The following is a 25,601-nucleotide window of genomic DNA, read 5'->3' on the forward strand; positions in this document are numbered from 1 at the left end:
GGTTTTTTATTGATAGTGCTTGGTTATGGATTTAAGCCTTTAAGACGTGACATTAAACTAACACCCGCTTTACTTACTCCTGAACTTAAACCAACAGCAAGCTTATCGCTTAAATTCTTCTTAATACGGTATTTAACTTTATAAATTTGACGTTCTTTCGCTTGGCTCAATAAGATATCATCACTTGTGTCAATCTTATCAACTAAGCCTTTATCGAATGCTTGGGTAGCAAACCAATGCTCACCGGTTGCAACAGTATCAATATCCAGAGATGGACGCTGCTCACTCACAAAAGTTTTGAATAAACCATGGGTTTGTTCTATCTCTTCTTTGAATTTTTCACGACCTTTATCGGTATTTTCACCAAAGATAGTTAGCGTACGCTTGTATTCACCTGCGGTGATTTGCTCAAAATCAACATCATTCTTTTTCAAGATTTTATTAAAGTTAGGAATTTGCGCAATAACACCAATCGAGCCAACAATTGCAAAAGGTGCTGCAACAATCTCATTGGCCACACAGGCCATCATATAGCCACCACTTGCTGCTACTTTATCAATAGCAACAGTTAAATGAATGCCAGCATTACGTAAGCGTTGTAGTTGAGAGGCAGCAAGGCCATAGCCGTGCACCACACCACCACCACTTTCAAGGCGTACCAGCACGCGATCTTTTTCTTTGTCGGCAATGGTTAAAATAGCGGTAATTTCTTCTCGTAGGCTTTCTACTTCGTGGGCATCAACACTGCCATTAAAGTCAATTACATATAAACGTGATTTAGGCTCGTCGTTTTGCTGTTTTTTAGCCTCAGCTTTTTGCTGTTTTTGGTGAGCCTTTAGCTCTTTTTTTGAAAGGGTATTTTCGATAAAGCTTTGTTTTAGATCATCAAGTTGCTCACTCAAATCATCAATTGTTATCTCCCCTTTCTTCGCTTTGGGTTTCACTGCAGCGCCCATGATAATGGCAACAATCACAGCAATTGCGATGACAAATGTCAGGGTCTTTGCAAAAAATAACCCGTATTCATATAAAAATTCCAATCAAACTCTCCATTTATTAATGCATCGGCACAATTTACCACGCTTTAAAGCAAAAAAAAGCCACATGATGTGGCTTTTTGCTTAATTGGTTATTACTTAATTAGTAAGGTTTCGATTATTCAGTAACGACTTCTGTATTAGTAACCTGAAGATACTGACCACGGCTTGCTAGGAAAGTCGCGATTTGCAATTGCATTTCTGCAGTTGCCGCAGCACTTTCTTCAGCTGTTGCACCTGAATCTGCCGTTGCAACAGGTGTTAACACTGAGCTGTGATGGCCTTTAGTGAATTTAACCACATAACTCATTGCATCAGCTGTTGGACCTTGTGTTTCAGCTACCGTTGATAAACCCATTAGGTTAGCAAGAGGTAAACTACCAGCAATTGGGTTACTCGCTACCATAGGTGGAATAACCATATCAGCATTGTTATTTTCACCATCACCCACTACAACGCTCATGTATACTGGCGTGCCAAGTGCTGCAACAGATGCTGCGTAGTTAGAAGGGTCACCACTATCAAGTGCTGTTTGCGCAGCAAAAGCAAACTGAGTAATCACACTTTGAATGTTAGCTAATTTTGCTGTTTCGCCCGCCATTGTTAACGAACTTACGTACTCTTTATAAGCACATGTAACGAAAGCAGTTTGGTTAGACGCAAGTGAACCACAGTTCGATAGCGCTTCATTTTGAGCATAAGCACCAAACTCCGCAGATTCAGCTGTACCAGCTGCAAGTAATACAGAGCCTTGTACAAATGGGCCAAATGTATTTGACTCAATTAAGAAGCTGGCGATACCACCGCCACCACTGGCAAGTGCTACGCTTTTAACGTTGAACATTGGATCAACTTGATCAGCTAGCGGAGCATTAGTCACAGCAACAAATGCTGGAGCAACTACCGAGCCTAATGAATGACCTAAGAATGATACATCTTGGGCATTTAAATCAGCAGCACCGGTAAAGTTAAGACCTAAGCGTAAGCCAAGTAAATCAGCAACTGATTGACGTAAGCTATCACGCGCTACTAATAATGACTGTAAGTTCATATAGCTTAATACAGAACCTGTAGAGGCATTAAAGTCGTCAGTACCGTCGCCGTCTACATCTACACCACGCTCACCATGCATAGGGTGATCGATTGCAGCTGTTGCAAAGCCTTGCATTGTTAGCTGTGCGGTAATAGCTAGCATATCTTCTTTTTTAGAAGTAATACCGTGCTGAAGGATAACGACAGGCCAACCACCTTCAGGCATTGCTAACTCATCCATACCTAACTGACCACGTATTGCATTGATCACAGGTAAAATTGGTTTAGTAATTTGTACTGGCACGTTCGCAATGCTTTGTGTTTTTGGAATCGTGTTGTACTTAGTTAAGTGTTTAGTTTGGTCTAAACCTAAGTCGCGTAACTTACCATCACTTAACGCCATACAAAGGCCATCAGTTTCACTAATTGGGTCTGTTGGGAATGAGTCACCGGCTGCTGCCGCATAACCTAACACAGCAACACCACTATCACATAAACCTTGCCAATAAGTCGCTGATAAGTCATCGACCGTTGTGCCTGTAGGCGTGGCTAAATACATAGGTAACATCACGCTACCTTTTTGATATTGTACACCGCCAAAAACAGGTGATAAACCAGTAATACCTTGTGATGCGAATACTTGCTCAACCGTAATAACAGGTTGCTCAGGAATTTGCACCATCGGCGTAGGTAGTGCATCTTGCGTTAAACTTGCAGCAAGAAGCTGTTTTACGGTACCAAGTACTTGACCTGCTGATTGCATTGTCATGGCAGCAGAATAGATAATTTCATCTTTTGTGATGGCACCACCCGATGTCACTGCATCTTCGTAGCTATTGATAACCGCTTGAAGTGACTTTTGCGAATCAGTGATAAGTGTTGTCTCTTCGCTCACTAGTGCATAAGTTGAAGATGGCTCAATTGAACGCCCTTCTGAGTCCATTAATGATGTTGTCAGAACATTAATGTAAGTGCTGCCCGCTTTAAATGGCTTAAGTGGGATAACAGCAACCGCATCACCAGAGCCTTGGGTAATGAAGTCAACGCCAAAGGTTAATTCAGACACTAATTTACAAGCAATACCCGCTGGAACTTGCGAGCAAGTTTCATCTGTTTGGCTTGCCCCCATTACAACTTCAAAAATACGCACAGCTCCTGGTGAAGCAGCAGAAGTCATATCAAGAGAAATACCCGCAGGAAAAGTTAAATCGATTTTAAACGGAGTTTGTGTTGACCAGCCATCAAGGGCACCAAGTGCAAGCTGAGGATCAGCATAAGCTGCACGTTCAACACTGACATTGTTGTCGTCTAATTCACCCGGCATGTTTAAAGTACCATCAAGGGTACCACTCATCAGTAAATCATTCGGTACTGAGATTACACTATTCGCTGGGTCAAATTTTACTGTCGCGGTTGGGAGAACAGGAGGATTATCATTTTTTACATCTTCTAATGTTTCTCCTCCACCACAGCCAGTAATGGCTGACGCAATGGCTAGTGAGAGTAGCAGTTTTTTCATAATTTCGCTCCGCGCAAATCTTATTGTTATTGTGTGTTCAGGGTTAAAAGTAGTTATTCTACTACCTTCATTCTAAGTTAATTTAATGTAATTAGGTTATTAATGAGACATTAGACCAGTTAAAGTTAACGTAAAGTTTCAATTTTCGCCACCTTAATTTGCAATAAATTCGATAACTTGGCTTTTTGCTATGGTAAAATGATGAAAAATCTAATCGATGGTACGTTTATGCATACTTATAAAGCCGCAGAGAATGCGCTAAAAGACAAAGTAATTTTAATAACAGGTGCTGGTGACGGCATTGGTCGTGTTGCCGCATTAACTTATGCTAAGCATGGTGCCACTGTTATTTTACTTGGAAAAACAACCAATAAACTTGAATGTGTTTATGATGAAATCGTAAATGCAGGCTATCCACAACCGGCTATTGTGCCAATGGATCTAAAAGGTGCCACAAAACAAAACTACCGTGACTTAGCTGCAACCATCGAAATGCAGTTCGGTAAGTTAGATGGTTTACTCAATAACGCTGGTATTTTAGGTTCATTGGGCCCACTTGAACATTTCTGTGTTTCTACCTTTGAAAACATCATGAAAGTGAATGTAACTGCACAAGCTATGATCACTAAATTCATGTTCCCTCTGCTTCGCAAATCTGAAAGCGCATCTGTTATTTTTACTTCGTCAGGTGTTGGTCGCCAAGGCCGTGAACACTGGGGTGCGTATGCAATCTCAAAATTTGCTGTTGAAGGTATGATGCAAACTTGGGCTTGTGAAGTGGGTAAAACCAATATTCGCGTGAACTGTATTAACCCAGGTGCTACCCGCACATCGATGCGTGCATCAGCATACCCTGGTGAAGATAGAGATAAGTTAGCAACACCTGAAGATTTAATGCCAACATATTTATACTTGATGAGCGACGACTCTAAAGAGGTGAACGGCCAGTCTTTAGATGCTCAGCAAAAATAAAGCAGATTGCTAATATCCAGATACAAAAAAGCAGCTTTCGCTGCTTTTTTAATTTTCGATTAAATAAAACGTTTGATAATAAAATCAACTTTTACACGTTTAGCCTGCCCCAATAGCTTTTTAACCGGTGCAGGATAGTCATCCATCGTCTCTAAATCCTGTGGACCTGTTAAACGACGACAGTGCTGCAAAATAGCTTGTTTTTCATTTTCTATTTGCTCAAGAATATGCTGCTTAGGGTCGTCAATTAAAATACCGTTTTCGATATCTAAGCCCCATGCGCGTGGATTCAAATTATGCCCACTTAATAAATGTAAGCGCTTATCAGAGCAAATCCCTTTTAAGTGAAAAGAATTACTTTCATGCTTCCAAAGGTATACATTCAAATTACCATTACTGATGTGGCGTTTTTGTGACTTTAAAAACTTATATAAAATGGTTTCATATAAATAAGGTAATGCACCAATTTTACTAAATGGCTCACTTGGCGGCAGATAAAAATCGTTTGCGGTTTTATCCCCTACCACAATAGTTACTTGCTTGCCTTGCTTCAATAAACGGCGTAATGAACGCATTAATGGCGCAGGAAAGTTAAAGTAAGGGGTATAAAGAACGAGTTCTTGCTCTGTGGTATCGAATAACGACTTAATTAAACGATTCAACTTATTACTTCTACGCCCTAAACCTAAAAATAAACGCACACCCAACTCACCGGCACTAGCTTCTGCAGCACTTTCGTAACTTGCCGATTTAAGTTCACGCATCAATTGTTTTTGCGCGACTTTAATATCATTAAACTTTACCAGTGGACGCATATCAATACGTGGCACTGCTGCTGAGCTTAAAAGATGTGTTTCTATAAATTCGATGACCGAATTACACAAACCAGCTTGGCGAACTAAAAAGTAGCGGTCTAAACGGTAACGTTCGTCTTGCTGAAGATATACATTATTTAAGCTTGCGCCGCTGTATAATAATGTGTCGTCAATCACAAAGCCTTTTAAATGCAGTACCCCGAAAAGCTCTTTGGCTTTTACTGGAACACCATGAACTTTAACATTTGATTGATACTGCTCTTGAAAATCACAATACATGCTGGCATTGCCATCAGACTTAGCCGCACCAATTAAACCACGTTGAGCACGGTGAAAATCAACCAGTACTTTTACTTCTAACTCAGGGTTAGCAAGTGATGCCTCATGTAACGCTGTTAATATTTCTCGCCCAGCTTCATCGTCTTGCAAATATAAAGCAGTAATATAAATTCTTTTTTTCGCTGCACCAATTAAACGCAATAGTTCAGTGCGATACTCTTTTGCATTGGTTAAGACTTGTACGTCTTCTGTAGTCAGCCCAAAAGCGGGCTTTTCCTGCCAAAATACCATAATTGCCTGTTCGTTTAGTTAGCTCATACCAAGAGCTAATATCAAAATTAGCTAAAACATACCAAAAAAATATTGCTTGGTCATGAATTACCGTACTTTGATCACAGAACAATTTGTAATTAGCCTATTTTATGAGCAAAAAGAGTTATTTAAATTATAATAAGTAAGGATTATTTGACAGCTTAGCGATTTGACTAAAAAAATAATCAGGGCTTTTGTTTACATCCGCCTTGTTTTTCTTAGAATCGGGCGCATAGACATCGTATTGAAACGTTTTTAGGAAAAACCATGAGTGACGCAAAACACTGTAAACTATTAATCTTAGGTTCTGGCCCAGCTGGTTACACGGCAGCGGTATACGCAGCACGTGCCAACCTTAACCCTGTTCTTATCACTGGTATTCAGCAAGGTGGTCAATTAACGACAACCACTGAAGTTGAAAACTGGCCTGGCGATGCACACGGTTTAACAGGTCCTGCATTAATGGACCGTATGAAAGAGCATGCTGAACGTTTCGAAACTGAAATTGTTTTTGATCACATTAATAAAGTTGATGTTTCAAAGCGCCCTTTCACTTTAACTGGTGACTCAGGCACATATACGTGTGATGCATTAATTATCGCAACAGGCGCGTCGGCTAAATACTTAGGTTTAGAATCAGAGACTAACTTCCAAGGTCGTGGTGTTTCTGCTTGTGCAACCTGTGATGGTTTCTTCTACCGTGGTCAAAAAGTAGCGGTTGTGGGCGGTGGTAACACTGCTGTTGAAGAAGCACTTTACTTATCAAATATCGCTGATGAAGTTCACGTTATCCACCGTCGTGACAGCTTCCGTAGTGAAAAAATCTTAGCTGATCGTTTAAAAGAGAAAGCTGAAAACGGTAACGTTGTTTTACATTACAACCGTACATTAGATGAAGTGCTTGGTGATGAAATGGGCGTTACTGGCATCCGTATCAAAGCAACTGATTCTGAAGAAACAGAAAACTTAGATCTTGCCGGTGTATTCATTGCAATTGGCCATAAGCCAAACACTGACATGTTTGAAGGTCAGCTAGAAATGAAAGACGGCTATCTAGTCGTTCAGTCTGGTTTAAACGGTAACGCAACACAAACAAGCGTACCAGGTGTATTTGCTGCAGGTGATGTATCTGATCACATTTATCGCCAAGCAATCACATCAGCAGGTACTGGTTGTATGGCTGCACTTGATGCAGAACGCTTCTTAGATAACCTATAAAATAGTTGATCTAAAGCACTAAATACTAGGGGCTGTTGTAAAACAGCCCCTTTTTTATAGCTAAATTTTTGTTAAAATCAGAGCAAATAACAACGATACGCTGATATGATCAAGCAACTATACCAACTCTCGCCCGAGACTGTTGATTTTCCAGACCCAGAACTCTCCCTTGATGAGCCCGATGGCCTGTTAGCAATTGGCGGGGATTTATCAGTTGAGCGCATTAAAAATGCCTATAACACCGGTATTTTCCCTTGGTTTAGTGACTATGAGCCTATTATGTGGTGGTCACCTAGCATGCGTGGTGTTATTGAGCTTAATGAATTTCATGTTAGTCGCAGTTTAAAAAAGCATTTAAGGCGTTTTCCTGTACGTGTCACTATTAATCACGCATTTGCCCACGTTATCAATGCCTGTCGTGAGCAACGTATCGATGCAGAAGGTACATGGATCACTGAGCAAATGATGCATGCCTACATTGAAGCGCACCACCAGGGTCTAGCACACAGCCTTGAAATATGGCACCAAGATGAACTCGTAGCTGGTCTCTATGGCATTATGCAAAATGGCATATTTTGTGGTGAATCAATGTTTCATCAAGTCAGTAATGGCTCAAAGCTGGCGATGTGGGCATTAGTTAATTGGCTTAAGAAGCACCAAGCCCATTTTATTGATTGCCAACTAGAAAACCCTTATTTAATCACTTTAGGTGCAAAAGTTATCCCACGTAGAGAATTTTTAACTAGACTTAAATTAGCGCACAGTTATGTGCCTAAAAAAGATATGTGGCAACCACAAGAGTTGATTAATATTTATGACTGAGCACTTACCCGCTAGGCTTGGTTTAAGCCAGCAATTTGATTGCAGTTATTTACCCGACCGTCAGGAGCAACTACTTGTTATACTTGACCCAAGTTGTTATTGCCCTGATAAATTTGAACAGTTATTAGCATTGGGTTTTAGACGCAGTGGCGACCAAATCTATCGTCCACATTGCCCTATTTGTAATGCCTGTAATTCAGTGCGCGTTTTGGCCCAACAATTTACCCCTTCAAAATCACAAAAGCGCAAATTAAATAAAGCAAATAAGGTTTTCACAGTCAGTTATAGTGAATACGAACGCGCAGAATATTACCCGTTATATTGCAAATACATCACGCAAAGGCATCAAGATGGTTCAATGTTTCCGCCTGATCAAAGTCAGTACGAAAGCTTTTTGTTTTGCCAGTGGCTACCCGTTACGTTCATAGAGTTAAGAGATGGCGATAAATTAGTTGCTGTTGCGGTAACCGATTGCATGACCAATGCCCTATCAGCGATTTATACCTTTTTTGATCCCGATTATGAGCAATACAGTATTGGTAGCATCATGATCATGGAGCAAATTAAATTTGCAAAACAACAAGCAAAACAATTTGTCTATTTAGGTTACCAAATCGACGAATGCACTAAAATGAAATATAAAACCCAATTTTTGCCTGCACAAAAGCACATTGGCGACGAGTGGTTGGCGATTTAATTTACAAAATTAAGCCCTGTAGCTTTACTTATTGCTGTATTTTCGGCAAAATCTGCAGCGTTTAACTATTAAAGAGGTGTTACGCTAAACATGGCGAAAGAAGACGTAATCGAAATGCAAGGTACGGTCCTTGATACTTTACCAAATACAATGTTCCGAGTTGAGCTAGAAAATGGTCACGTTGTTGTGGCTCATATCTCTGGTAAAATGCGCAAAAACTACATCCGCATCTTAACTGGCGACAAAGTAACCGTAGAAATGACTCCTTACGATTTATCGAAAGGTCGCATCGTATTCCGTGCTCGCTAAGTTAGTGCGTTAACGAGAGATTTAGCTTTTTGCTGCTTTGAATGAGCAGGTGTGTTTATTACAAAGAGCTAAAAGCGTTTGTTAAATGGTGTTAAAACTAATTTAGTTTTAATTCCATTTAATAAACAAAAAGCCCAGCAATTGCTGGGCTTTTTGTTTTTAGATAAAAACAACTTAAGCTGTTTCTAGGCTAGTTTCAAAGTCAAAGTGGATTTTCTTATCTTTCACAGATACTTTAACCGAACCACCATCGGCTAGCTCACCAAACAAGATTGCATTTGCCAGCGGCTTTTTAAGCTCATCTTGAATAACACGCGCCATTGGGCGTGCACCCATCGCTTTATCATAGCCTTTATCTGCCAACCACTCTCTTGCTTTGGATGTAAGTTCAAGGTTAACCGACTTCTTATCAAGTTGCGCTTGTAACTCAACAATGAACTTATCAACCACTTGCAAGATAATCTCTTTCTCAAGGTGATTAAACCAAATGATATTATCTAAGCGGTTTCTAAACTCAGGTGAAAACACTTTGTTGATTTCACTCATCGCATCATGAGAATGGTCTTGTTCGGTAAAACCAATCGACTTACGTACAGTCTCTTGAACACCCGCATTCGTCGTCATCACCAATACAACATTTCTGAAATCGGCTTTACGGCCGTTGTTATCAGTAAGTGTACCGTGATCCATTACTTGCAGTAGAATGTTGTAAATATCTGAATGTGCTTTTTCAATTTCGTCCAGTAGTACAACTGCATGCGGGTTTTTAATTACCGCTTCAGTTAACAAACCACCTTGCTCAAAACCAACATAGCCAGGAGGTGCACCAATTAGACGACTGACCGCATGACGTTCAACGTATTCAGACATATCAAAGCGAATAAACTCAACACCCATACACTTAGCAAGCTGCTTAGTGACTTCTGTTTTACCAACCCCTGTTGGGCCTGCAAATAAGAACGAACCCACTGGTTTGTCTTCGTTAGCAAGCCCAGAGCGCGATAAACGAATTGCTGAAGTCAACGCATCGATTGATTGGTCTTGACCAAACACTAGCATTTTCAGGTTACGGTCAAGGTTTTTAAGCGTCTCTTTATCGCTAGATGAAACGCTTTGCTGAGGAATACGCGCCATCTTAGATACAATTAGCTCGATATCAGCCACGCCAATTGTTTTCTTACGCTTAGAAACAGGCTGTAAACGCTGATTAGCACCTGCTTCATCAATAACATCAATAGCCTTGTCTGGTAAATGACGTTCATTAATGTATTTAGCACTAAGTTCTGCTGCCGCTTTCAATGCCTTTTGTGTATAACGAATACCATGATGCTCTTCGTAACGCTCTTTTAAACCGTTAAGAATTTTCGTGGTATCAGCCACACTTGGCTCAAGCACATCAATTTTTTGGAAACGACGTACTAACGCACGGTCTTTTTCAAAGATATTCTTGAACTCGTTATAAGTCGTTGAGCCCATGCAGCGCAGCTTACCACTCGAAAGTAGCGGTTTAATTAGGTTCGATGCATCCATTACGCCACCCGATGCTGCACCGGCACCAATGATGGTATGAATTTCATCAATAAATAAAATTGAACCTGGTTTAGCTTGTAACTCTTTAAGCAGCGATTTGAAACGTTTTTCGAAGTCGCCACGGTATTTGGTACCCGCTAATAATGCGCCCATATCGAGTGAGTAGACAACAGCATCGGCAATCACTTCAGGCACTTCTTTATTTACAATACGATAAGCTAAGCCTTCAGCAATGGCTGTTTTACCCACCCCTGCTTCACCAACCAAGAGCGGGTTATTTTTCTTACGACGACATAACACTTGTACAGTGCGTTCAACTTCGTTGTCGCGACCCACTAATGGGTCAATATTGCCATCAATCGCTTGCTGATTCAGGTTAGTCGTAAAGTTTTCAAGCTTAGTCGGCTCTTCACCTTGCACTTCTTGCACTTCTTCATGAATGTCATCGTGATCTTCACCGCCGATATCATCATCTGTTTTAGAAATGCCATGCGAAATAAAGTTAACAATATCTAAACGATTAACATCTGATTTTTTAAGTAAATAAACAGCTTGGCTTTCTTGCTCAGAAAAAATTGCCACTAGCACATTAACGCCAGTTACTTCGTTTTTGCCAGATGATTGCACGTGAAATACAGCGCGCTGCAATACACGCTGAAAACCTAACGTCGGTTGCGTTTCTCTGTCTTCTTCAAGATCAGGAATAACCGGCGTTGTTTCATCAATAAAATCTGATAATTCGACTTTTAATGCGCCCATATCAACGCCGCAGGCGTTTAGCGCTTCTCCAGCAGAAGGGTTATCGAGCAGTGCAAGTAAAAGATGCTCGACAGTCATAAATTCATGACGGCGTGTTCTCGCTTCGCGAAACGCCGCATTCAAGGTTAGTTCTAAGTCTTTGTTTAGCATTGGCAACCCCTTACTGAGATAATATTTATATACCGTTGTGACGGGCTAATTGGTTCACCCTACCTTGGTATTTATTCCTGCTCACAACTACATAGCAGTGGATGCTCGTTGTCTCGTGCGTAACGATTAACTTGTTCAGCTTTGGTATGAGCTACATCGGCGCTGTAAACACCGCAAATTGCTTTACCGTTATGATGAACTTGAAGCATCACATCTGTTGCTCTATCGCTATCCATATTAAAAAACGTCATTAGTACTTCTATCACAAAGTCCATAGGCGTGTAATCATCATTATTTAAAATGACTTTATATTTTCGCGGTGGTTGCAATTTTTGCTTTTCACTGTCGCGAACTGTTTCAATAACACCAGAATCTTTCATGCCACTCATAATTAAATATAGTCTTGTCTTTAGAACTCAAGCAAACTTGAATAAAAAAATAAATAAATTGTTAAAAAATAGTCTAAAACACTTGACTGACTGGCTAAATAAACTACAGTCAAATATAGATTGATTAATCATTAGTCAGTCTAGCAAATTACACGGTTTAGAATAACTAAATTAGTCAACTTATAGAAGGATGTAGAAGTATGGCTTGTGGAAAAGTCAAATGGTTCAACAATGCCAAAGGTTTTGGCTTCATCGTAGAAGACGGCAGCGAGACTGATATATTCGCTCATTACTCAACGATTGTAATGGACGGTTATAAAACACTTAAAGCTGGTCAAGATGTAACATTCGAATTGCAACAAGGTCCAAAAGGGTTACACGCAACGAATATTGCGCCTAACGATGAAATCTCTTAGGTAAAACCTATTCGAGTATCAAGCGAGCGACCTTGTTAAGATCCTCGCTTACTCTTCTCATTTAAATATATCTCTCACTTCCCTTGAAATTCCATTTCTTTACCCCAATTGTTTAATTGTTATTAGCCCTTTAGAGCCAAGCTTGTTACACTCTTGTTGCTTAAATTTAGCTTTTTCGTCATTTTGACGTAAGGCTTTTGGCTAATTTCATAATTTGCTTATTTGAGCTATAAGAATTTTACAGTCTGTCAGCTGTGGTTATTTTAATACTATGTATTGAGTTGCAACAGCTAACAGACTGCTTGCTGTTGTTTTATCAAGGCACTTAAGCTTGGTAATTCAAGGCTATCTATTGCATTGTTGAATATGGCTAATTAAGGGTTACTGCTAGCAGTCATTACCAAACATTACGCCAACTATCTAGGAATGATGATGACATCAAAAATTATCTATACTAAAACAGATGAAGCGCCAGCTCTTGCGACGTATTCATTGTTACCAATCATCCAAGCGTATACAAACGCTGCGGGTGTTGAAGTTGAAACTCGCGATATTTCATTAGCGGGCCGTGTAATTGCAAACTTCCCTGAGTACTTAACTGAAGATCAACGTATTGATGATGCACTTGCAGAATTAGGTGAAATGGCTAAAACACCTGAAGCTAACATTATCAAACTACCTAATATCAGTGCTTCTATCCCTCAGCTACGTGCAGTAATCAAAGAGTTACAAGAAAAAGGTTACGCACTACCTGACTACCCATCAGAGCCAAAAACTGATGAAGAAAAGAAAGTTAAAGCAACTTACGACAAAATCAAAGGTTCTGCTGTAAACCCGGTACTTCGTGAAGGTAACTCAGACCGCCGTGCTCCTGGTTCAGTAAAAGAGTACGCACGTAACAATCCACACTCAATGGGTGCATGGAGCAAAGATTCTCAGTCATACGTTGCTAGCATGGAAGAAGGCGACTTCTTCGGTTCTGAGCAATCAGTCACTGTTGCAGAAGCAACTGATGTGCGTATCGAGCATGTTGCTGAAAATGGTGACATTACAGTACTTAAAGCAAGCACACCATTACTAGCGGGTGAAGTAATTGACGCGTCTCGCATGAGTGCTGCTAAGCTTCAAGCTTTCCTTGCAAAAGAAATCCAAGCAGCAAAAGACAAAGGCGTGTTGTTCTCATTACACATGAAAGCAACTATGATGAAAGTGTCTGACCCAATCATCTTCGGTCACGCTGTAAAAGTTTTCTTCAAAGACGTATTCACGAAACACGCTGATCTTTTTAAAGAACTAGATGTTGACGTAAACAACGGCTTTGGTGATGTATTCTCAAAAATCGAAAGCCTAGATGCAGCTAAAAAAGCTGAAATCGAAGCTGATATCCAAGCGGTATATGACAACAACCCTGCTATTGCAATGGTTGATTCTGACCGTGGTATCACTAACCTTCACGTACCAAGTGATGTGATCATCGATGCATCAATGCCTGCTGCAATCCGTTCTAGCGGTCAAATGTGGAATAGCGAAGGTAAATTACAAGACACTAGCTTTGTAATTCCAGATCGTTGTTACTCAGGTGTTTACCAAGCAACTATCGATTTCTGTAAAGAAAATGGTGCATTCGATCCAACAACTATGGGTAGCGTACCTAACGTTGGTCTTATGGCTCAAAAAGCTGAAGAGTACGGCTCACACGACAAAACGTTTGAAGTAGCTGCTGCTGGTACAATCCGTGTAGTTGACACAGCTGGTACGACTTTACTTGAGCATGCTGTTGAGCAAGGTGATATCTGGCGTATGTGTCAGGTGAAAGACGCACCAATCCAAGATTGGGTTAAACTTGCTGTTAATCGCGCTCGCGCAACTAACACGCCAGCAGTTTTCTGGTTAGACGAAAACCGTGCACACGATGCTGAGCTAATCAAAAAAGTAAACGCGTATTTACCACAACATGATACTGATGGTCTTGAGATCCACATCTTAGCACCAATTGAAGCGACTAAGTTCTCATTAGAGCGCATCAAAGAAGGTAAAGACACTATTTCAGTAACTGGTAACGTTTTACGTGACTACTTAACTGACTTATTCCCAATTCTTGAGCTTGGTACAAGTGCTAAAATGCTTTCAATCGTACCACTTATGAATGGTGGTGGCTTATTCGAAACAGGTGCAGGTGGTTCAGCTCCTAAGCACGTTCAACAGTTCGAAAAAGAAAACCACTTACGTTGGGATTCATTAGGTGAGTTCTTAGCACTAGCGGCTTCTTTAGAGCACCTAGCGGTTAATACAGGTAATAAGAAAGCACAAGTACTTGCTGATACACTTGATAAAGCAACAGGTACTTTCCTAGCTGAAAACAAATCACCTTCACGTAAAGTGAAAGAGATTGATAACCGTGGTTCGCACTTCTTCCTTTCATTATTCTGGGCGCAAGAACTTGCTGCACAAAATGATGATGCGGAATTAAAAGCGCAGTTCACACAAATCGCTGCTGATCTTGAGTCTCAAAAAGACCAAATCGTTACTGAATTAAACGATGCACAAGGTCCAGCAATGAGTGTTGGCGGTTACTTCCAACCAAATGATGAGTTAGCATTCAAAGCAATGCGTCCAAGCTCAACATTTAATGACATCCTAGCTAAACTGGTTTAATTCATTTAAACCTAATCAATTAGCTATAAGAGAGTTACCTCAGTGTGTTTAACACCGAAGAGGTAACTCTTTTTTATTTCAGCGACTTAAAATCAATTTTTAGCAGTCACTTGTAGCGCTCACTTCACTTTATACCAATTCGCTTAATTAAGTGGTCTATTTTGAGGCAAGAAAACCTCGTTGATAACAAGGCAAAAATTTCGTTATTTAGTTGTTCTAAATCAGAAATTTTTAACGCGGGTAGCGACAGGTTTAATCCCTCAAAATGACTAAGTATTATTGCGGATTGGTATTAGACCACTTTAGTAAAGCCGTTTTAACACATTGGTAGTCAATCGGCTTGGCAACAAAATCATTCATTCCTGCGGCAAAACATCGCTGCTTATCAGCTTCAAGTACATTGGCTGTTAAGGCAATAATAGGGATAGCTCTATACTCTGGCATTTCTCTTATACGTATTGTTGCTTGCGGGCCATCAAGTACAGGCATCTGCATATCCATAAATATAATATCAAAGCTGTTTTGCAGATTATTTTCCCCACTATGTTCCTTACATAGCGCAATAGCTTGCTCGCCATCCCCTGCTATTTTTATTGAGCTTATACCAAACTCATTTAACATCGCTTCGATAACAACCTGATTAATGTCATTATCTTCTACTACAAGCACATGTAATGATGAAAAGTCTGCTTGTTCCTCTTCAGATTCTTGCCTATTTACGACTTCAAACTCAGATTGCTCAATAACCTGTGTTGTTTTTAGCTCAAAATAAAAGTGAGACCCCTGCCTAACTTCACTCTCAACTTTTAAAGGGGCATCCATCAAATTTAGTAACTTACTTGAGATAGCAAGGCCGAGACCTGTACCACCGAAGCGCCGCGTAATTGAGGTATCAGCTTGAGAAAACGCTTCAAATAGCTTACCGAGATTTTCTTTTGCGATACCTATTCCTGTATCAATCACGCCAAATTTGATGCTCAGATCATCGCCGCCTAGCTCATTAATTTTTACGCTAAGCGTCACACTGCCTTTCTCGGTGAATTTAATTGCATTCCCTAACAGATTTATCAACACTTGTTTTAGGCGGGCTTCATCAGCAAAGAAAACACAATGTTGATATTCTTCAGCAACAGAAATATTCAACTTGATATGCTTACTTTGGGCTTGCTCTTTAAATAAATGTTGAAGCTCATCTAGTAGCGAATTTAGATGTATAGGCACAGACTCTAACTCAATTTTAGAGGCTTCAATCTTACTTATATCTAAAATGTCGTTGATGATTACCAATAAACCTGCCCCTGAAGATTGTATAATATTAAGCATCTTCATTTGTTCATGCGACAAACTGGTACGGCTCAACTGCCGCGCCATTCCTAAAATGCCATTCATAGGGGTTCTAATTTCATGGCTCATATTTGCTAGGAACTCTGATTTCACTTTAGTTGTATGCTCGGCTGTTTTCTTCGCCTGAGTTAAATCTTGACTGAGCACCCGAAATCTATCTGCCGCAGTCGCAAGCACACCAATTTCATCGTTACGCTTTAAGTCATAAATAGGAGCTGATAAATCACCCGCTAAGAAGTATTGGAAACTTGTAGTTAAACGTGTGATTGCGCGCGATATATGCAGGTGGAAAAAGATGGCAAGCGCTATAATGTAGATAACCACGCCAACAGCAAGAAAACGCAGAGTTTGATCTGATTTTATTACTGTTTCTTGCGCTTCACTTTTAATCTTTTGTAATTTTGCTAAAGATTTCTCTCTTAGTTTATCTGCAAGGGTACTGAACTCAATAGCATCGCCAGCCATAACAACATTAACCAAGCTTAAATAATTTCGGTTAGCCTGCACACCTTTCGAAAATGCCTGCTTATATGTTTTAGCATGTTCACGGTTATTACTTAGCTCAGTGTTGGTTTGTGTCTGATTTGATAAAATAGCCAGCGCCTTATTAACCGATGCTCTTTTCGAATAATCCTTTTTGGCCAGAAACAAAGACGCATCACGATGTAATTCATGCCATACATTGAGATGTTCAGTGATAGCCAGCTTCTCGTCATTGCTAGTCGCAGTTAATTTGAGGTTGTTTAATTCATTAATGGCAGCTAAATAGATTTGCGGTAGCTCAACGTCAGTGAGCTCTGTTTTGATTTCATAACGCTTGGCAAGCACGTTTAGATTTTCGCCGTACCGTGAAATCAGCTGAGACATTGAATTTAAATAAACTTGGCTTTCAAGTTCATCACTTTTCAGATCAACACTTTCTAAACGTGCTTTTATACTTTCAAAGTTCTCTATTATTTTACTAAATACGGTTTTACTACCTGAGAATCCATAAACTGAAATATCCCGCTGCATTTCAACAATATCTTTATTTATACGAAGTATACCCACGGCATAATTACTAATGCGGCTTATATCGTTAAAAGATGTTTCAATTCTTTGCAATCGCTTGTTCAAGACAAAGTAACTCGCCCCCATTACAAGTAAAACGAGGGTTAATGCCAATAACACCTTAGCTGCTAAAGACCTAGAAAAAATGGTTAGCAATGTAGCTCCTTATGAGTTCAACAACTCATACCATTTATCTAAACTGTAATCATAATTCGGCATTACCGTATTCCAGACCGCTATATTGGAAAAACGCTTGATATAGCTACCTCCATCACGTACTTGACCCGCTTGCACAGATATTTTGCCGTCTGTTCCACGTAAATCCATGGATGCTTCTTGGCCTTCATACCAATATTGCCATTCTGCTTTTGACATGAGAGGCTGACTCCGCTCAGGATTAGAAATGTAATACCCTTGTCTAGCGATAAACGCGCCTGGATAGCCTGAAAGCCACCAATTCATGTATTCATAAGCAGCATCTTTAACATGACCTTGTGCATTAGCAGATAAGCACATTACTCCATGCCAAGCGCGATAACCTTCTTTCGGTGAAGCATAAACAACGGGGATACCTTGCCCTTTGCAGGCACTAACACCGGGCGAAAACATACTTTGAATCGTAACGCGTTTCATTTTCATAAAATCGACAGACTGCGGTACCGAAGTCCAAAAACCGGCAAAATGACCTTGCCTTTTCTTTTGCAGTAAAATTGCAAATAGCTGGTCAATTTCGCTAATGCTCATATTGCCCATATCTTTAAATGTCATCAGCCCCTGCGCCTCGGCAGCTAAGGCTGCATCAAAAATACCAATTGTTGGTGCATTAACAAGGGCGACTTTGCCTTTATTCTTTTCATCGAGTAACCAAGACCAAGACTCAGTTTGGTAAGGAATACCCTTTTCTATGAACTGAGTGTTATAACCAAACGAGTCGACATTATGCACGTAAGGCAAGAAACTAATCGAATTAGTTGGTGTAGTTGCAAGCGAACCATCTGCTTGCACATAAAGAAGTTTGTTCGGTGAATCGCCAGCACCTAACTTGGCATCTGGCACGATTTTACCTGTTTTGGAAAGTGGATTGATTTCATGCCAATAGGTTAACCGCTCTGTTTCGATAGGTTGAATAGCACCTGCTTGCCAAAGAATATTAATTGAATCTGACCATTGCTCGTACAAGTCAAAGCTGCTTGGATCAGCCGCAGCTTTTTGCAGCACTGCGGCACTGCCCATTGGGGTAAATTCAATATTAATACCCAGCTCAAGCATGGCTTTTTGTCTGAGCTCTTCTTGCAAAGTAACATGTGTGCCCATTACCCTAATTGTGGGAGTATTCTTAGCGAATACATAGGGAGCTTTAAAGGCAAGTGTTGAAGCCACAGCACCAACACCTAATGTTTTTAAAAAGTCTCGGCGGTTATCTGAGTAGCCCATTTAGTATTTCCAACATATTAAACCCGTTAAAAGTATAGGTTAAATTTGAAAATTGCCTAAAATAACTACTCATTTAGCCAGCAATGATTTTTCTAAGCCGAGTATTCACAAACTACTATTTCTTACATTAAAAAATGTTCTTTAGCTGACACAATTGCTTGCTCAATAGCCGTATTTTTTACAGGCTTTGAAACAAATAAATCCATTCCAGCTTGTTTGCAAGCTGCTTTATCATCTGCAGAAGTATTTGCTGTTAAAGCAATAATATAAGTTGTATCAGTTGGGCAAATTTGCTTATCTCTTAAAATACGTGTTGCTTCAATGCCATCCATTTCTGGCATTACGCAATCCATAAAAATCAGATTGTATTTGTTTTGCTTGCACTTATTTATCGCATCAATACCATCGCAGGCATAATCGGCCGTTAAGCCTAATTTCTCAAGATGCGCTTTCAAAACAAATCGGTTAATTTGGTTGTCATCAACAACCAGAATCGATAAAGGCAAGGCTGAAAAGTCGATATCAGAGGCATGCAGCGTATCATGTGATTGTGGCTGTCCTAGTTTTAGAGGTAGTTGAATATCAAAACAACTGCCTTTTTGGAATTCGCTACTGACCTTTATTGTGCCACCCATATAATCTATAAGCTCCTTCACTATTGCAAGGCCAAGACCCGTGCCCCCCTTTTTTCGGTCCTTATTTAGCTCTTGGGTAAATGGTGAAAACAATGACTTCATAAAGGTTTCTGTCATGCCTATGCCCGTATCTGAAACTTTTAAATTCAAAATGACATCGTCATTTTGAACCCTAGCAGATACGTATAACTTAATAGTGCCTTGCTCGGTAAACTTTAAAGCATTACTCAGTAAGTTAGACGCAATTTGAGTGAGTCGGGTGTTATCACAGTAAGTCCAACACTCTTCACTTATATCAATATCGACGTCAAAATTAAGATTTTTTTCTTGGTATAAAGGTAAGTACAAAGACGCTAAATCAACAAAAATTGTTTTTAATAAAAAGTGACTAGGCTCTAATTTCAGTTCACCATGATTTATTTTAGAAAAATCGAGCACTTCATTGATTATATTTAATAAGATATCTGCGCTGCGAAGGGCAACTTTGAGTTTTTCTTCTCGCTTTTGCCCTGACTTTTCATAAAGTAAAGTCGTTAGCATGCCTGTAATGCCATTTAGCGGCGTGCGTAGTTCATGGCTAATCTTAGCCAGCAAGATACTTCTGTCTTCAAGTGTACGCTCTGCATCCGCTTTTTGCTTTTTAAGCTCTTCACGAAGTAACACCTCTTTCGTTACATCTTGAAAAGTACCTATTAAACGAACGCACTCCCCGTTTTCAAATTCTGCTTCGCCATACGTTGAAACCCATACAGGATTACCTTTCGCTGTGATGAGCTGAATTTCAATATTCCAATCTTTACCATGCTCGATTGCTTCTTGGACTACTTGTTGTATTGCATCACGACTTTCACCTTCTTTATAAAACTCAATAGCCGTTTCAAGGTTTGGAGAATAATCAACGGGCACTTCATGGATTGCTTTAGTTTGCTTGCTCCAGTACAACTTATTTTCTAGCAAGTCGAACTCCCAAGAACCTATTCGAGCAACTTCTTCAACTTGCGCCAGCATATAGTTCTTTTTTATTAACCGTTCTGAAGAAGCATTGCGTGCTATTTCGTTGCCTAACCACTGAGCAAATAACTCTACATAATCGTGAGACTCTTCACTAAAAGGTTTTGATACATTCGGCGCTGAGAAGTTAACTGTGCCGAACACCTTTTTGCCAACAAAAATAGGCGCGCCAATGTAAGATTCGAGTTGAAAATTTACATAACAAGGGTGCTGTGCAATCCGACTATTTGAGGCATGGTGAAATGAAAGCGCTTTATTAGCTTCTAAGGTGTGAGCACAATAGGTACCTTCCATATCGAATTGCGTACCAACCGGGATTGCATTATCAGGCGCCACCACATGAATAACCGTATAGAGATTGTCATCAACTTGACTCACAATCGCAAATTCGAGATCAAATACCTCTAAACCAAATTCTAGTAACTTGATTACTTTGTCTGAAAAATCAATTTCTTGATTAGATACTATATCGTGGAATTGGCGCAGAAAGTTCACAGTCACTCCTTGTCACTTAAAACTGCATCTAGTTCAAGTTAGCATATCAATAAATTACTGAGCGTACACTTAAAACAGGCTAAAGAACCAAATTTCATTAAAAACACCATGAAATAGCATTAAAACAGCCGTTTTTTGTTGATAAATTGGCAAAGTTCGATGATTGGTCAATACTTTTCAACTAAGAGCTAATAATTTTAGGCTACTACTATTTTAATGTCGCTGAGAGCTAAATTTATCCTTCTACTTTCCTCTATTTTTTTAATGGTGGTAGCCAATACCTTCATTATCTATGTATTAGATAAGCAAGGTCAGGCTAAGCTTGAGGCGGTGATCCATACTCATGATGTTCTCGATGAATCTGAAAAGCTCTACAATCAAATAACGAACGCAGAAACTGGGCAACGTGGTTATTTATTAACTCAAGACCTCAACTATTTAGAACCCTACTACACAGCACTTGAACAAGTTAAACAACATTTTTTGACTATCAATAAGCTAACGCTAAATAACCCCGAACAACAAGACACTCTTGCTGAAATTGATGAGCTGGTCGACAAAAAATTAGCAGAGTTAGCATTAACTGTCACACTTGTAATGCAAGGCACGCCATATGCCCTCGAAGAAGCTAAAGCGATTGTGTTAACGAATGAGGGTAAAAAGTATATGGACCAGATCCGCGAGCATATTTTACTGTTTCAAAATACTGAGCTTGCCAAGTTAGAACAGCAAAATGCTGACTACCAAAAAAACAGACTATTTATAACTCACTTCGTAACTTTGCAAATACCATTAATGCTCATATTGTTAGTTTTTTGCGCTTTTTATATCAATGCAAAGCTTTTTAAACCTCTAAAGTTATTAATTCAAAACACTGATCAACTAGAAAAAGGCGAAAAACCAAAAACGTTGACGATTAGTAGCCATGATGAAATTGGCTATGTGTTAAAACGCTTTGCACGCATGAGTGACATCGTTTATGAGCGAACGAGTAAGTTAAATTTTCAAGCTAGTCATGATCATCTAACAGGCGTTTTAAATCGCACAGAGTTAAAGCCAGCATTGAAGCAAGCCATTACTACAAGCTCTGAAGACAATAAACTGGCTGTTATATTTATAGATATAAATAAATTTAAACAACTCAATGATGAATACGGCCATTTAATTGGTGACCAAGTTCTTATTGAAACCGCAAAACGGATTACGTCATCAGTTAGAGCCGATGATGATGTGTATCGTTATGGGGGAGATGAATTCGTCATAATTACACATAATATCGCTAAATATAGACACATTAATGCCATGATCACGCATCTATTGGCACGTTTTGATAACCCATTTGTATTTGAACAGCTCACATTAAATATTTCATTAAGTATTGGGGTAGCCCTTGCTCCAGATCACAGCCTAGATCACCAAGAATTGCTGAGATTAGCTGACCAAGCAATGTATCACGCTAAACATGAGTTAAAAAATAGCTATCATATTTACAACAACCACAATCAAGAAGACTAATCTAAATTACTGCTTTATCCGTATATATTTGCAAAAACCATCATCACTATGTATAAAAAATACACACAGATATTAATTAAGGCAGCACTATGCATATTTTATTAACAGGTGGAACAGGCCTCATTGGTAGACATTTGTGCCCTTTTTTATTGAATCACCACAAGGTTACTGTACTAACACGCAACCCTATTCAAGCCGCGGTCATACTGACTCATCAAGTACACACTGTTAAGTCACTCGATGAAGTCAACTTTGAAGAGGTTGACGCTGTCATTAATCTAGCTGGAGAGCCAATCGTCAACAAGCGCTGGAGCGAGTCGCAAAAGCGCACTTTGTTGAATAGCAGAATTAATCTTACCTTACAGATATCTAAAGCGATTAGCCGCTGTGAATCGCCGCCTCATACCTTTATTTCTGGCAGTGCGATTGGCTTTTATGGCCGCCAAGAAAACCAGCCAATTGATGAAAGCTTTAATGATATTTATCCTGAATTTAGCCATGTTCTTTGCCGTGATTGGGAGCATGCAGCGACGAAAGCACAATCTGACCAAACTCGAGTATGCCTACTTCGTACAGGTATCGTATTAGCTAAGCAAGGTGGTGCTTTAGGTAAAATGCTGCCTGCTTTTAAATTTGGCTTGGGTGGACCAGTAGGCCATGGTCAACAAGGAATGTCGTGGATCCATATTGACGACATGATCCAACTCATCCTTTTTGTGCTTTCACATCAAGAGATACACGGGCCTGTCAATGCCACTGCGCCAAACCCTGTTGATAATAATGAATTTAGTCAAACACTCGCGAGTGTGATTTCGCGACCTGCCATGCTACGTATGCCTAGCTGGGTTTTAAAATTGATGATGGGAGAAATGTCTGATCTTCTGCTTCATGGTCAATTTGTGCTTCCGAATAAACTACTTAGTCACAATTACCGCTTCCACTATCCAACATTGAAGCCGGCATTAGAAAGCCTTAAATTATAGTTACAATGTACGGGTTGCTAATACCCAACTAATACATAATAATTAAATAGATTTTAGTCGAGTGATTCTTCAGGGAAAGTCATGATGCATTTACCCACCATAATCAGCATCTCAATTTTATTGAATGTGATTATTGGGTCGTTCTTATTGTCTTTGTATTTTTTAAGGCAACAATCAAGTTATTTATATTGGGGTAGCTCGTGTCTCATATTTGTAGGCGCACAAATAGCAGCTTCTCTGCGTATTTTTATCGACCTTCCTCTAATTACACATTATCTAGCTGATTTACTGATAATTTCAGCTCCCTTAGCAGCCATACTAGGTATTCATGCTTACAGTCAATCAGACAAAAAATGTCAAAATAAATGTGCATATGTGTTAGTTGCAGCTGCAGTAATATTACTCCTTGCTTATGATTCACCATTTAGCCAGTTAATCACAACAGCCTTAATTGCAGCATGTTTTAGCTATGCAGCTTTCGCGCTAAGGAAGTTGCATGTTAAACGCATCATGCATTTAGTATTACTCAAGTTGTGTTTCGTCATTCACGCTTTGATTATGGTAACCCAGTTTTCACTACTACTTAGTGATTACCTAGGTTTGTTGCAAACAGACTTGAAACAAATATTAGCTGTTATTCTCATAAGCCATATTGTTATTACCACACTAACCGCCATGATCTGGCCATTAATGATGTTCTTAGAGCATGAGCAGGTACTGAGTGACCTTGCTAATCGTGATTCGCTAACCGGTTTATTGAATCGTCGAGCGTTTATTAGCGTTAGTAACAATTATTTAGAACAAGCAAACAACAACCTAACAAAACTTTGCGCTTTGATGATAGATATCGATTTCTTCAAAAGAGTTAATGATCAGCATGGCCATGAAACGGGTGATGAAGCACTTAAGTGGGTTGCTAAAAAGATTAAAAGCCAGCTACGTGAGCACGATTTAGTGGCTAGGATTGGCGGTGAAGAGTTTGCAGTGATACTACCCAATACTAGCCAAGCTCAAGGAGAAATCTTATCAGAGCGAATTCGTTTAGCCATTCATAATGATAGCTTTGTGCACAATGACCATGAAATAAACCTGTCTATCAGTATCGGTATCATCACCCATAAGTCGGGCACCAATAATGTTAACGAATTACTGGCTGAGGCCGACAAAGGCTTATACAAAGCAAAATTAAATGGCCGTAATCAGGTTGTGACCATGGCATTTTAACGCAACTACTTGTTAGTTTAATTTAAGCTCTCATTTAGCTGGCTTAGCTCATTGGTCACCCACTGTTTATCTAAGCATTGCTCTAAGTTCAGTTGGGCAAATTTTAAAAAGTTGCGCGCCGCATGTGATAAATGGCGATCGGTGCGCACCACAAAATACCAATGGCTGGCCAAATTCACATCTTCAACATTTAGCATGCAAAAACTCGTATCGTGAGGTGGCAGTACATGGCGCGAAACCACCCCCAGCCCCATTCCTGAGCCAACAGCAACACGAATAGCCTCGTTACTCGCCATTTGCACTGTGTTGCTAAGGACAAAACCTCTGCTTTGCAGTTCACTCTCAAACAGCATTCGCGTAGCTGAACCTGGCTCGCGAAGTAAAAAACGTTCACTCACTAAGTCATGTAAAGTTACATGACTTTTACTCGCAAGCTTATGGTTATTTGCCGCAATAAATACAAGAGGATTTTGTAAAAACCGCCCCGCTTTTGCGTGTTCTAACGAAGGGGGATGACTAAATACATAAATATCGTCTTCGCCTCTTTCAAACCGGGCAAGCACCTCAGCACGATTACCAATTTCTAGTGGCAATTCAACATGCGGATGTAAATTACTATACGGGCCGAGTAACTTAGGCAAAATATATTGTGCAGTGTTAACCATGGCTATTTTACAGCGCCCGCGCTCTCCACCTCTAAGCTCAGCTAAGTAATCTTGATAATCATCAAAATGACCAAACACCTGCTGACATGTTTGAAACAATGCAAAACCCGCTTCTGTAACATGTATACGCTGCTGATTTACCATCACTAATGGCTCATTAACTGTTTCTTGTAAGCGTTTAATTTGTTGCGAAACCGTTGGTTGCGTTAAGTGTAACTGCCTTGCTGTTTCACTGATAGAGCGCGTTTTTACCACACACATAAACACTTCTAGTAAGCGAAAAGAAATATGCCTTAAGTCCATAAAACCCAACCTATAGATGATTACCTATAGG

General features: G+C 39.8%; 19 protein-coding genes. 10 read left to right on the top strand and 9 right to left on the bottom strand.

The genetic code is table 11. The features are described from left to right. Positions 1 to 23 precede the first annotated feature (23 nt). Both sohB and PASHI_RS02920 read right to left on the bottom strand, forming a co-directional pair. Positions 24 to 1,040 (bottom strand): protease SohB, encoded by a 1,017-nt coding sequence (gene sohB / locus PASHI_RS02915; RefSeq protein ID WP_062564525.1) that lies wholly within the window; start codon positions 1,038 to 1,040, stop codon positions 24 to 26. Positions 1,041 to 1,155: 115 nt separating this feature from the next. After that, the gene (locus PASHI_RS02920) at positions 1,156 to 3,588 is read right to left on the bottom strand and encodes a VolA/Pla-1 family phospholipase (protein WP_062564526.1); all 2,433 of its coding nucleotides are present in this window, start codon (positions 3,586 to 3,588) and stop codon (positions 1,156 to 1,158) included. 228 nt (positions 3,589 to 3,816) lie between these two features. On the opposite strand from PASHI_RS02920, the gene PASHI_RS02925 reads away from it, so the two are divergent. Continuing rightward, on the top strand, positions 3,817 to 4,560 hold the full coding sequence (locus tag PASHI_RS02925; protein WP_062564591.1) for a YciK family oxidoreductase: 744 nt from the start codon (positions 3,817 to 3,819) through the stop codon (positions 4,558 to 4,560). 59 nt (positions 4,561 to 4,619) lie between these two features. Here the strand turns inward: PASHI_RS02925 and pssA are convergent, their stop codons facing one another. After that, positions 4,620 to 5,945, bottom strand: coding sequence for a CDP-diacylglycerol--serine O-phosphatidyltransferase (pssA, locus tag PASHI_RS02930; protein WP_054561662.1), 1,326 nt, complete (start codon positions 5,943 to 5,945; stop codon positions 4,620 to 4,622). Between the two features lie 288 nt (positions 5,946 to 6,233). On the opposite strand from pssA, the gene trxB reads away from it, so the two are divergent. The 4 genes from trxB (at position 6,234) to infA (ending at position 9,012) form a co-directional block, all read left to right on the top strand. Continuing rightward, complete coding sequence (trxB, locus tag PASHI_RS02935) at positions 6,234 to 7,184, top strand: thioredoxin-disulfide reductase (protein WP_054551466.1); 951 nt, start codon at positions 6,234 to 6,236, stop codon at positions 7,182 to 7,184. Positions 7,185 to 7,289: 105 nt separating this feature from the next. Next, positions 7,290 to 8,006: a leucyl/phenylalanyl-tRNA--protein transferase gene (gene aat, locus PASHI_RS02940; protein ID WP_062564527.1), complete on the top strand. Its 717-nt coding sequence runs from the start codon at positions 7,290 to 7,292 to the stop codon at positions 8,004 to 8,006. Then, a complete protein-coding gene (locus tag PASHI_RS02945; protein WP_054551468.1) occupies positions 7,999 to 8,703 on the top strand; it encodes an arginyltransferase in 705 nt (234 codons plus the stop codon). The genes aat and PASHI_RS02945 overlap by 8 nt, the downstream gene beginning before the upstream one ends. A gap of 90 nt (positions 8,704 to 8,793) precedes the next feature. Continuing rightward, positions 8,794 to 9,012 carry a translation initiation factor IF-1 gene (gene infA, locus PASHI_RS02950; RefSeq protein ID WP_002962494.1) on the top strand — a complete coding sequence of 73 codons (219 nt, stop codon included), beginning with the start codon at positions 8,794 to 8,796 and terminating at the stop codon, positions 9,010 to 9,012. Between the two features lie 174 nt (positions 9,013 to 9,186). On the opposite strand, the gene clpA is transcribed toward infA, so the two are convergent. Both clpA and clpS read right to left on the bottom strand, forming a co-directional pair. Next, the gene (clpA, locus tag PASHI_RS02955; RefSeq protein ID WP_054561665.1) at positions 9,187 to 11,451 is read right to left on the bottom strand and encodes an ATP-dependent Clp protease ATP-binding subunit ClpA; all 2,265 of its coding nucleotides are present in this window, start codon (positions 11,449 to 11,451) and stop codon (positions 9,187 to 9,189) included. A 71-nt stretch (positions 11,452 to 11,522) separates the two neighbouring features. Beyond that, entirely contained in the window at positions 11,523 to 11,831 is a 309-nt protein-coding gene (gene clpS / locus PASHI_RS02960; RefSeq protein WP_161804337.1) for an ATP-dependent Clp protease adapter ClpS, read from the bottom strand. Positions 11,832 to 12,040: 209 nt separating this feature from the next. On the opposite strand from clpS, the gene cspD reads away from it, so the two are divergent. Both cspD and PASHI_RS02970 read left to right on the top strand, forming a co-directional pair. Further along, positions 12,041 to 12,256, top strand: a complete 216-nt coding sequence (cspD, locus tag PASHI_RS02965; protein WP_036968098.1) for a cold shock domain-containing protein CspD — start codon at positions 12,041 to 12,043, stop codon at positions 12,254 to 12,256. 432 nt (positions 12,257 to 12,688) lie between these two features. Next, the gene (locus PASHI_RS02970; protein ID WP_062564528.1) at positions 12,689 to 14,911 is read left to right on the top strand and encodes an NADP-dependent isocitrate dehydrogenase; all 2,223 of its coding nucleotides are present in this window, start codon (positions 12,689 to 12,691) and stop codon (positions 14,909 to 14,911) included. Between the two features lie 276 nt (positions 14,912 to 15,187). Here the strand turns inward: PASHI_RS02970 and PASHI_RS02975 are convergent, their stop codons facing one another. The 3 genes from PASHI_RS02975 to PASHI_RS02985 all read right to left on the bottom strand — a co-directional run bounded on the left by PASHI_RS02975 (position 15,188) and on the right by PASHI_RS02985 (position 20,880). Then, positions 15,188 to 17,461: an ATP-binding protein gene (locus PASHI_RS02975; protein ID WP_062564529.1), complete on the bottom strand. Its 2,274-nt coding sequence runs from the start codon at positions 17,459 to 17,461 to the stop codon at positions 15,188 to 15,190. A gap of 9 nt (positions 17,462 to 17,470) precedes the next feature. Further along, positions 17,471 to 18,739: an ABC transporter substrate-binding protein gene (locus PASHI_RS02980; RefSeq protein ID WP_062564530.1), complete on the bottom strand. Its 1,269-nt coding sequence runs from the start codon at positions 18,737 to 18,739 to the stop codon at positions 17,471 to 17,473. A 122-nt stretch (positions 18,740 to 18,861) separates the two neighbouring features. Then, positions 18,862 to 20,880, bottom strand: coding sequence for a hybrid sensor histidine kinase/response regulator (locus PASHI_RS02985; protein ID WP_062564531.1), 2,019 nt, complete (start codon positions 20,878 to 20,880; stop codon positions 18,862 to 18,864). A 216-nt stretch (positions 20,881 to 21,096) separates the two neighbouring features. Between PASHI_RS02985 and PASHI_RS02990 the strand changes: the two genes are divergently transcribed. The 3 genes from PASHI_RS02990 to PASHI_RS03000 all read left to right on the top strand — a co-directional run bounded on the left by PASHI_RS02990 (position 21,097) and on the right by PASHI_RS03000 (position 24,602). Then, complete coding sequence (locus PASHI_RS02990) at positions 21,097 to 22,395, top strand: diguanylate cyclase domain-containing protein (RefSeq protein WP_062564532.1); 1,299 nt, start codon at positions 21,097 to 21,099, stop codon at positions 22,393 to 22,395. An 89-nt stretch (positions 22,396 to 22,484) separates the two neighbouring features. Continuing rightward, on the top strand, positions 22,485 to 23,378 hold the full coding sequence (locus tag PASHI_RS02995; protein ID WP_062564533.1) for a TIGR01777 family oxidoreductase: 894 nt from the start codon (positions 22,485 to 22,487) through the stop codon (positions 23,376 to 23,378). 375 nt (positions 23,379 to 23,753) lie between these two features. Further along, positions 23,754 to 24,602, top strand: coding sequence for a GGDEF domain-containing protein (locus PASHI_RS03000; protein ID WP_167542013.1), 849 nt, complete (start codon positions 23,754 to 23,756; stop codon positions 24,600 to 24,602). A gap of 17 nt (positions 24,603 to 24,619) precedes the next feature. On the opposite strand, the gene PASHI_RS03005 is transcribed toward PASHI_RS03000, so the two are convergent. Then, positions 24,620 to 25,570: a LysR family transcriptional regulator gene (locus PASHI_RS03005; RefSeq protein WP_054561674.1), complete on the bottom strand. Its 951-nt coding sequence runs from the start codon at positions 25,568 to 25,570 to the stop codon at positions 24,620 to 24,622. Between the last annotated feature and the right edge of the window lie 31 nt (positions 25,571 to 25,601).

Origin of the sequence: Pseudoalteromonas shioyasakiensis (assembly GCF_001550135.1) — a bacterium.
GTDB lineage: Bacteria > Pseudomonadota > Gammaproteobacteria > Enterobacterales > Alteromonadaceae > Pseudoalteromonas > Pseudoalteromonas shioyasakiensis.

Bases quoted from the DNA above. Each gene is read 5' to 3' on its own strand.
- PASHI_RS02990 (WP_062564532.1), top strand. From the start codon at position 21,097: ATGTCGCTGAGAGCTAAATTTATCCTTCTACTTTCCTCTATTTTTTTA.
- clpA (WP_054561665.1), bottom strand. From the start codon at position 11,451: ATGCTAAACAAAGACTTAGAACTAACCTTGAATGCGGCGTTTCGCGAA.
- aat (WP_062564527.1), top strand. From the start codon at position 7,290: ATGATCAAGCAACTATACCAACTCTCGCCCGAGACTGTTGATTTTCCA.
- clpS (WP_161804337.1), bottom strand. From the start codon at position 11,831: ATGAAAGATTCTGGTGTTATTGAAACAGTTCGCGACAGTGAAAAGCAA.
- PASHI_RS02945 (WP_054551468.1), top strand. From the start codon at position 7,999: ATGACTGAGCACTTACCCGCTAGGCTTGGTTTAAGCCAGCAATTTGAT.
- infA (WP_002962494.1), top strand. From the start codon at position 8,794: ATGGCGAAAGAAGACGTAATCGAAATGCAAGGTACGGTCCTTGATACT.
- PASHI_RS03005 (WP_054561674.1), bottom strand. From the start codon at position 25,570: ATGGACTTAAGGCATATTTCTTTTCGCTTACTAGAAGTGTTTATGTGT.
- PASHI_RS02925 (WP_062564591.1), top strand. From the start codon at position 3,817: ATGCATACTTATAAAGCCGCAGAGAATGCGCTAAAAGACAAAGTAATT.
- trxB (WP_054551466.1), top strand. From the start codon at position 6,234: ATGAGTGACGCAAAACACTGTAAACTATTAATCTTAGGTTCTGGCCCA.
- PASHI_RS02980 (WP_062564530.1), bottom strand. From the start codon at position 18,739: ATGGGCTACTCAGATAACCGCCGAGACTTTTTAAAAACATTAGGTGTT.
- PASHI_RS02970 (WP_062564528.1), top strand. From the start codon at position 12,689: ATGACATCAAAAATTATCTATACTAAAACAGATGAAGCGCCAGCTCTT.
- PASHI_RS02995 (WP_062564533.1), top strand. From the start codon at position 22,485: ATGCATATTTTATTAACAGGTGGAACAGGCCTCATTGGTAGACATTTG.
- pssA (WP_054561662.1), bottom strand. From the start codon at position 5,945: ATGGTATTTTGGCAGGAAAAGCCCGCTTTTGGGCTGACTACAGAAGAC.
- cspD (WP_036968098.1), top strand. From the start codon at position 12,041: ATGGCTTGTGGAAAAGTCAAATGGTTCAACAATGCCAAAGGTTTTGGC.
- PASHI_RS02920 (WP_062564526.1), bottom strand. From the start codon at position 3,588: ATGAAAAAACTGCTACTCTCACTAGCCATTGCGTCAGCCATTACTGGC.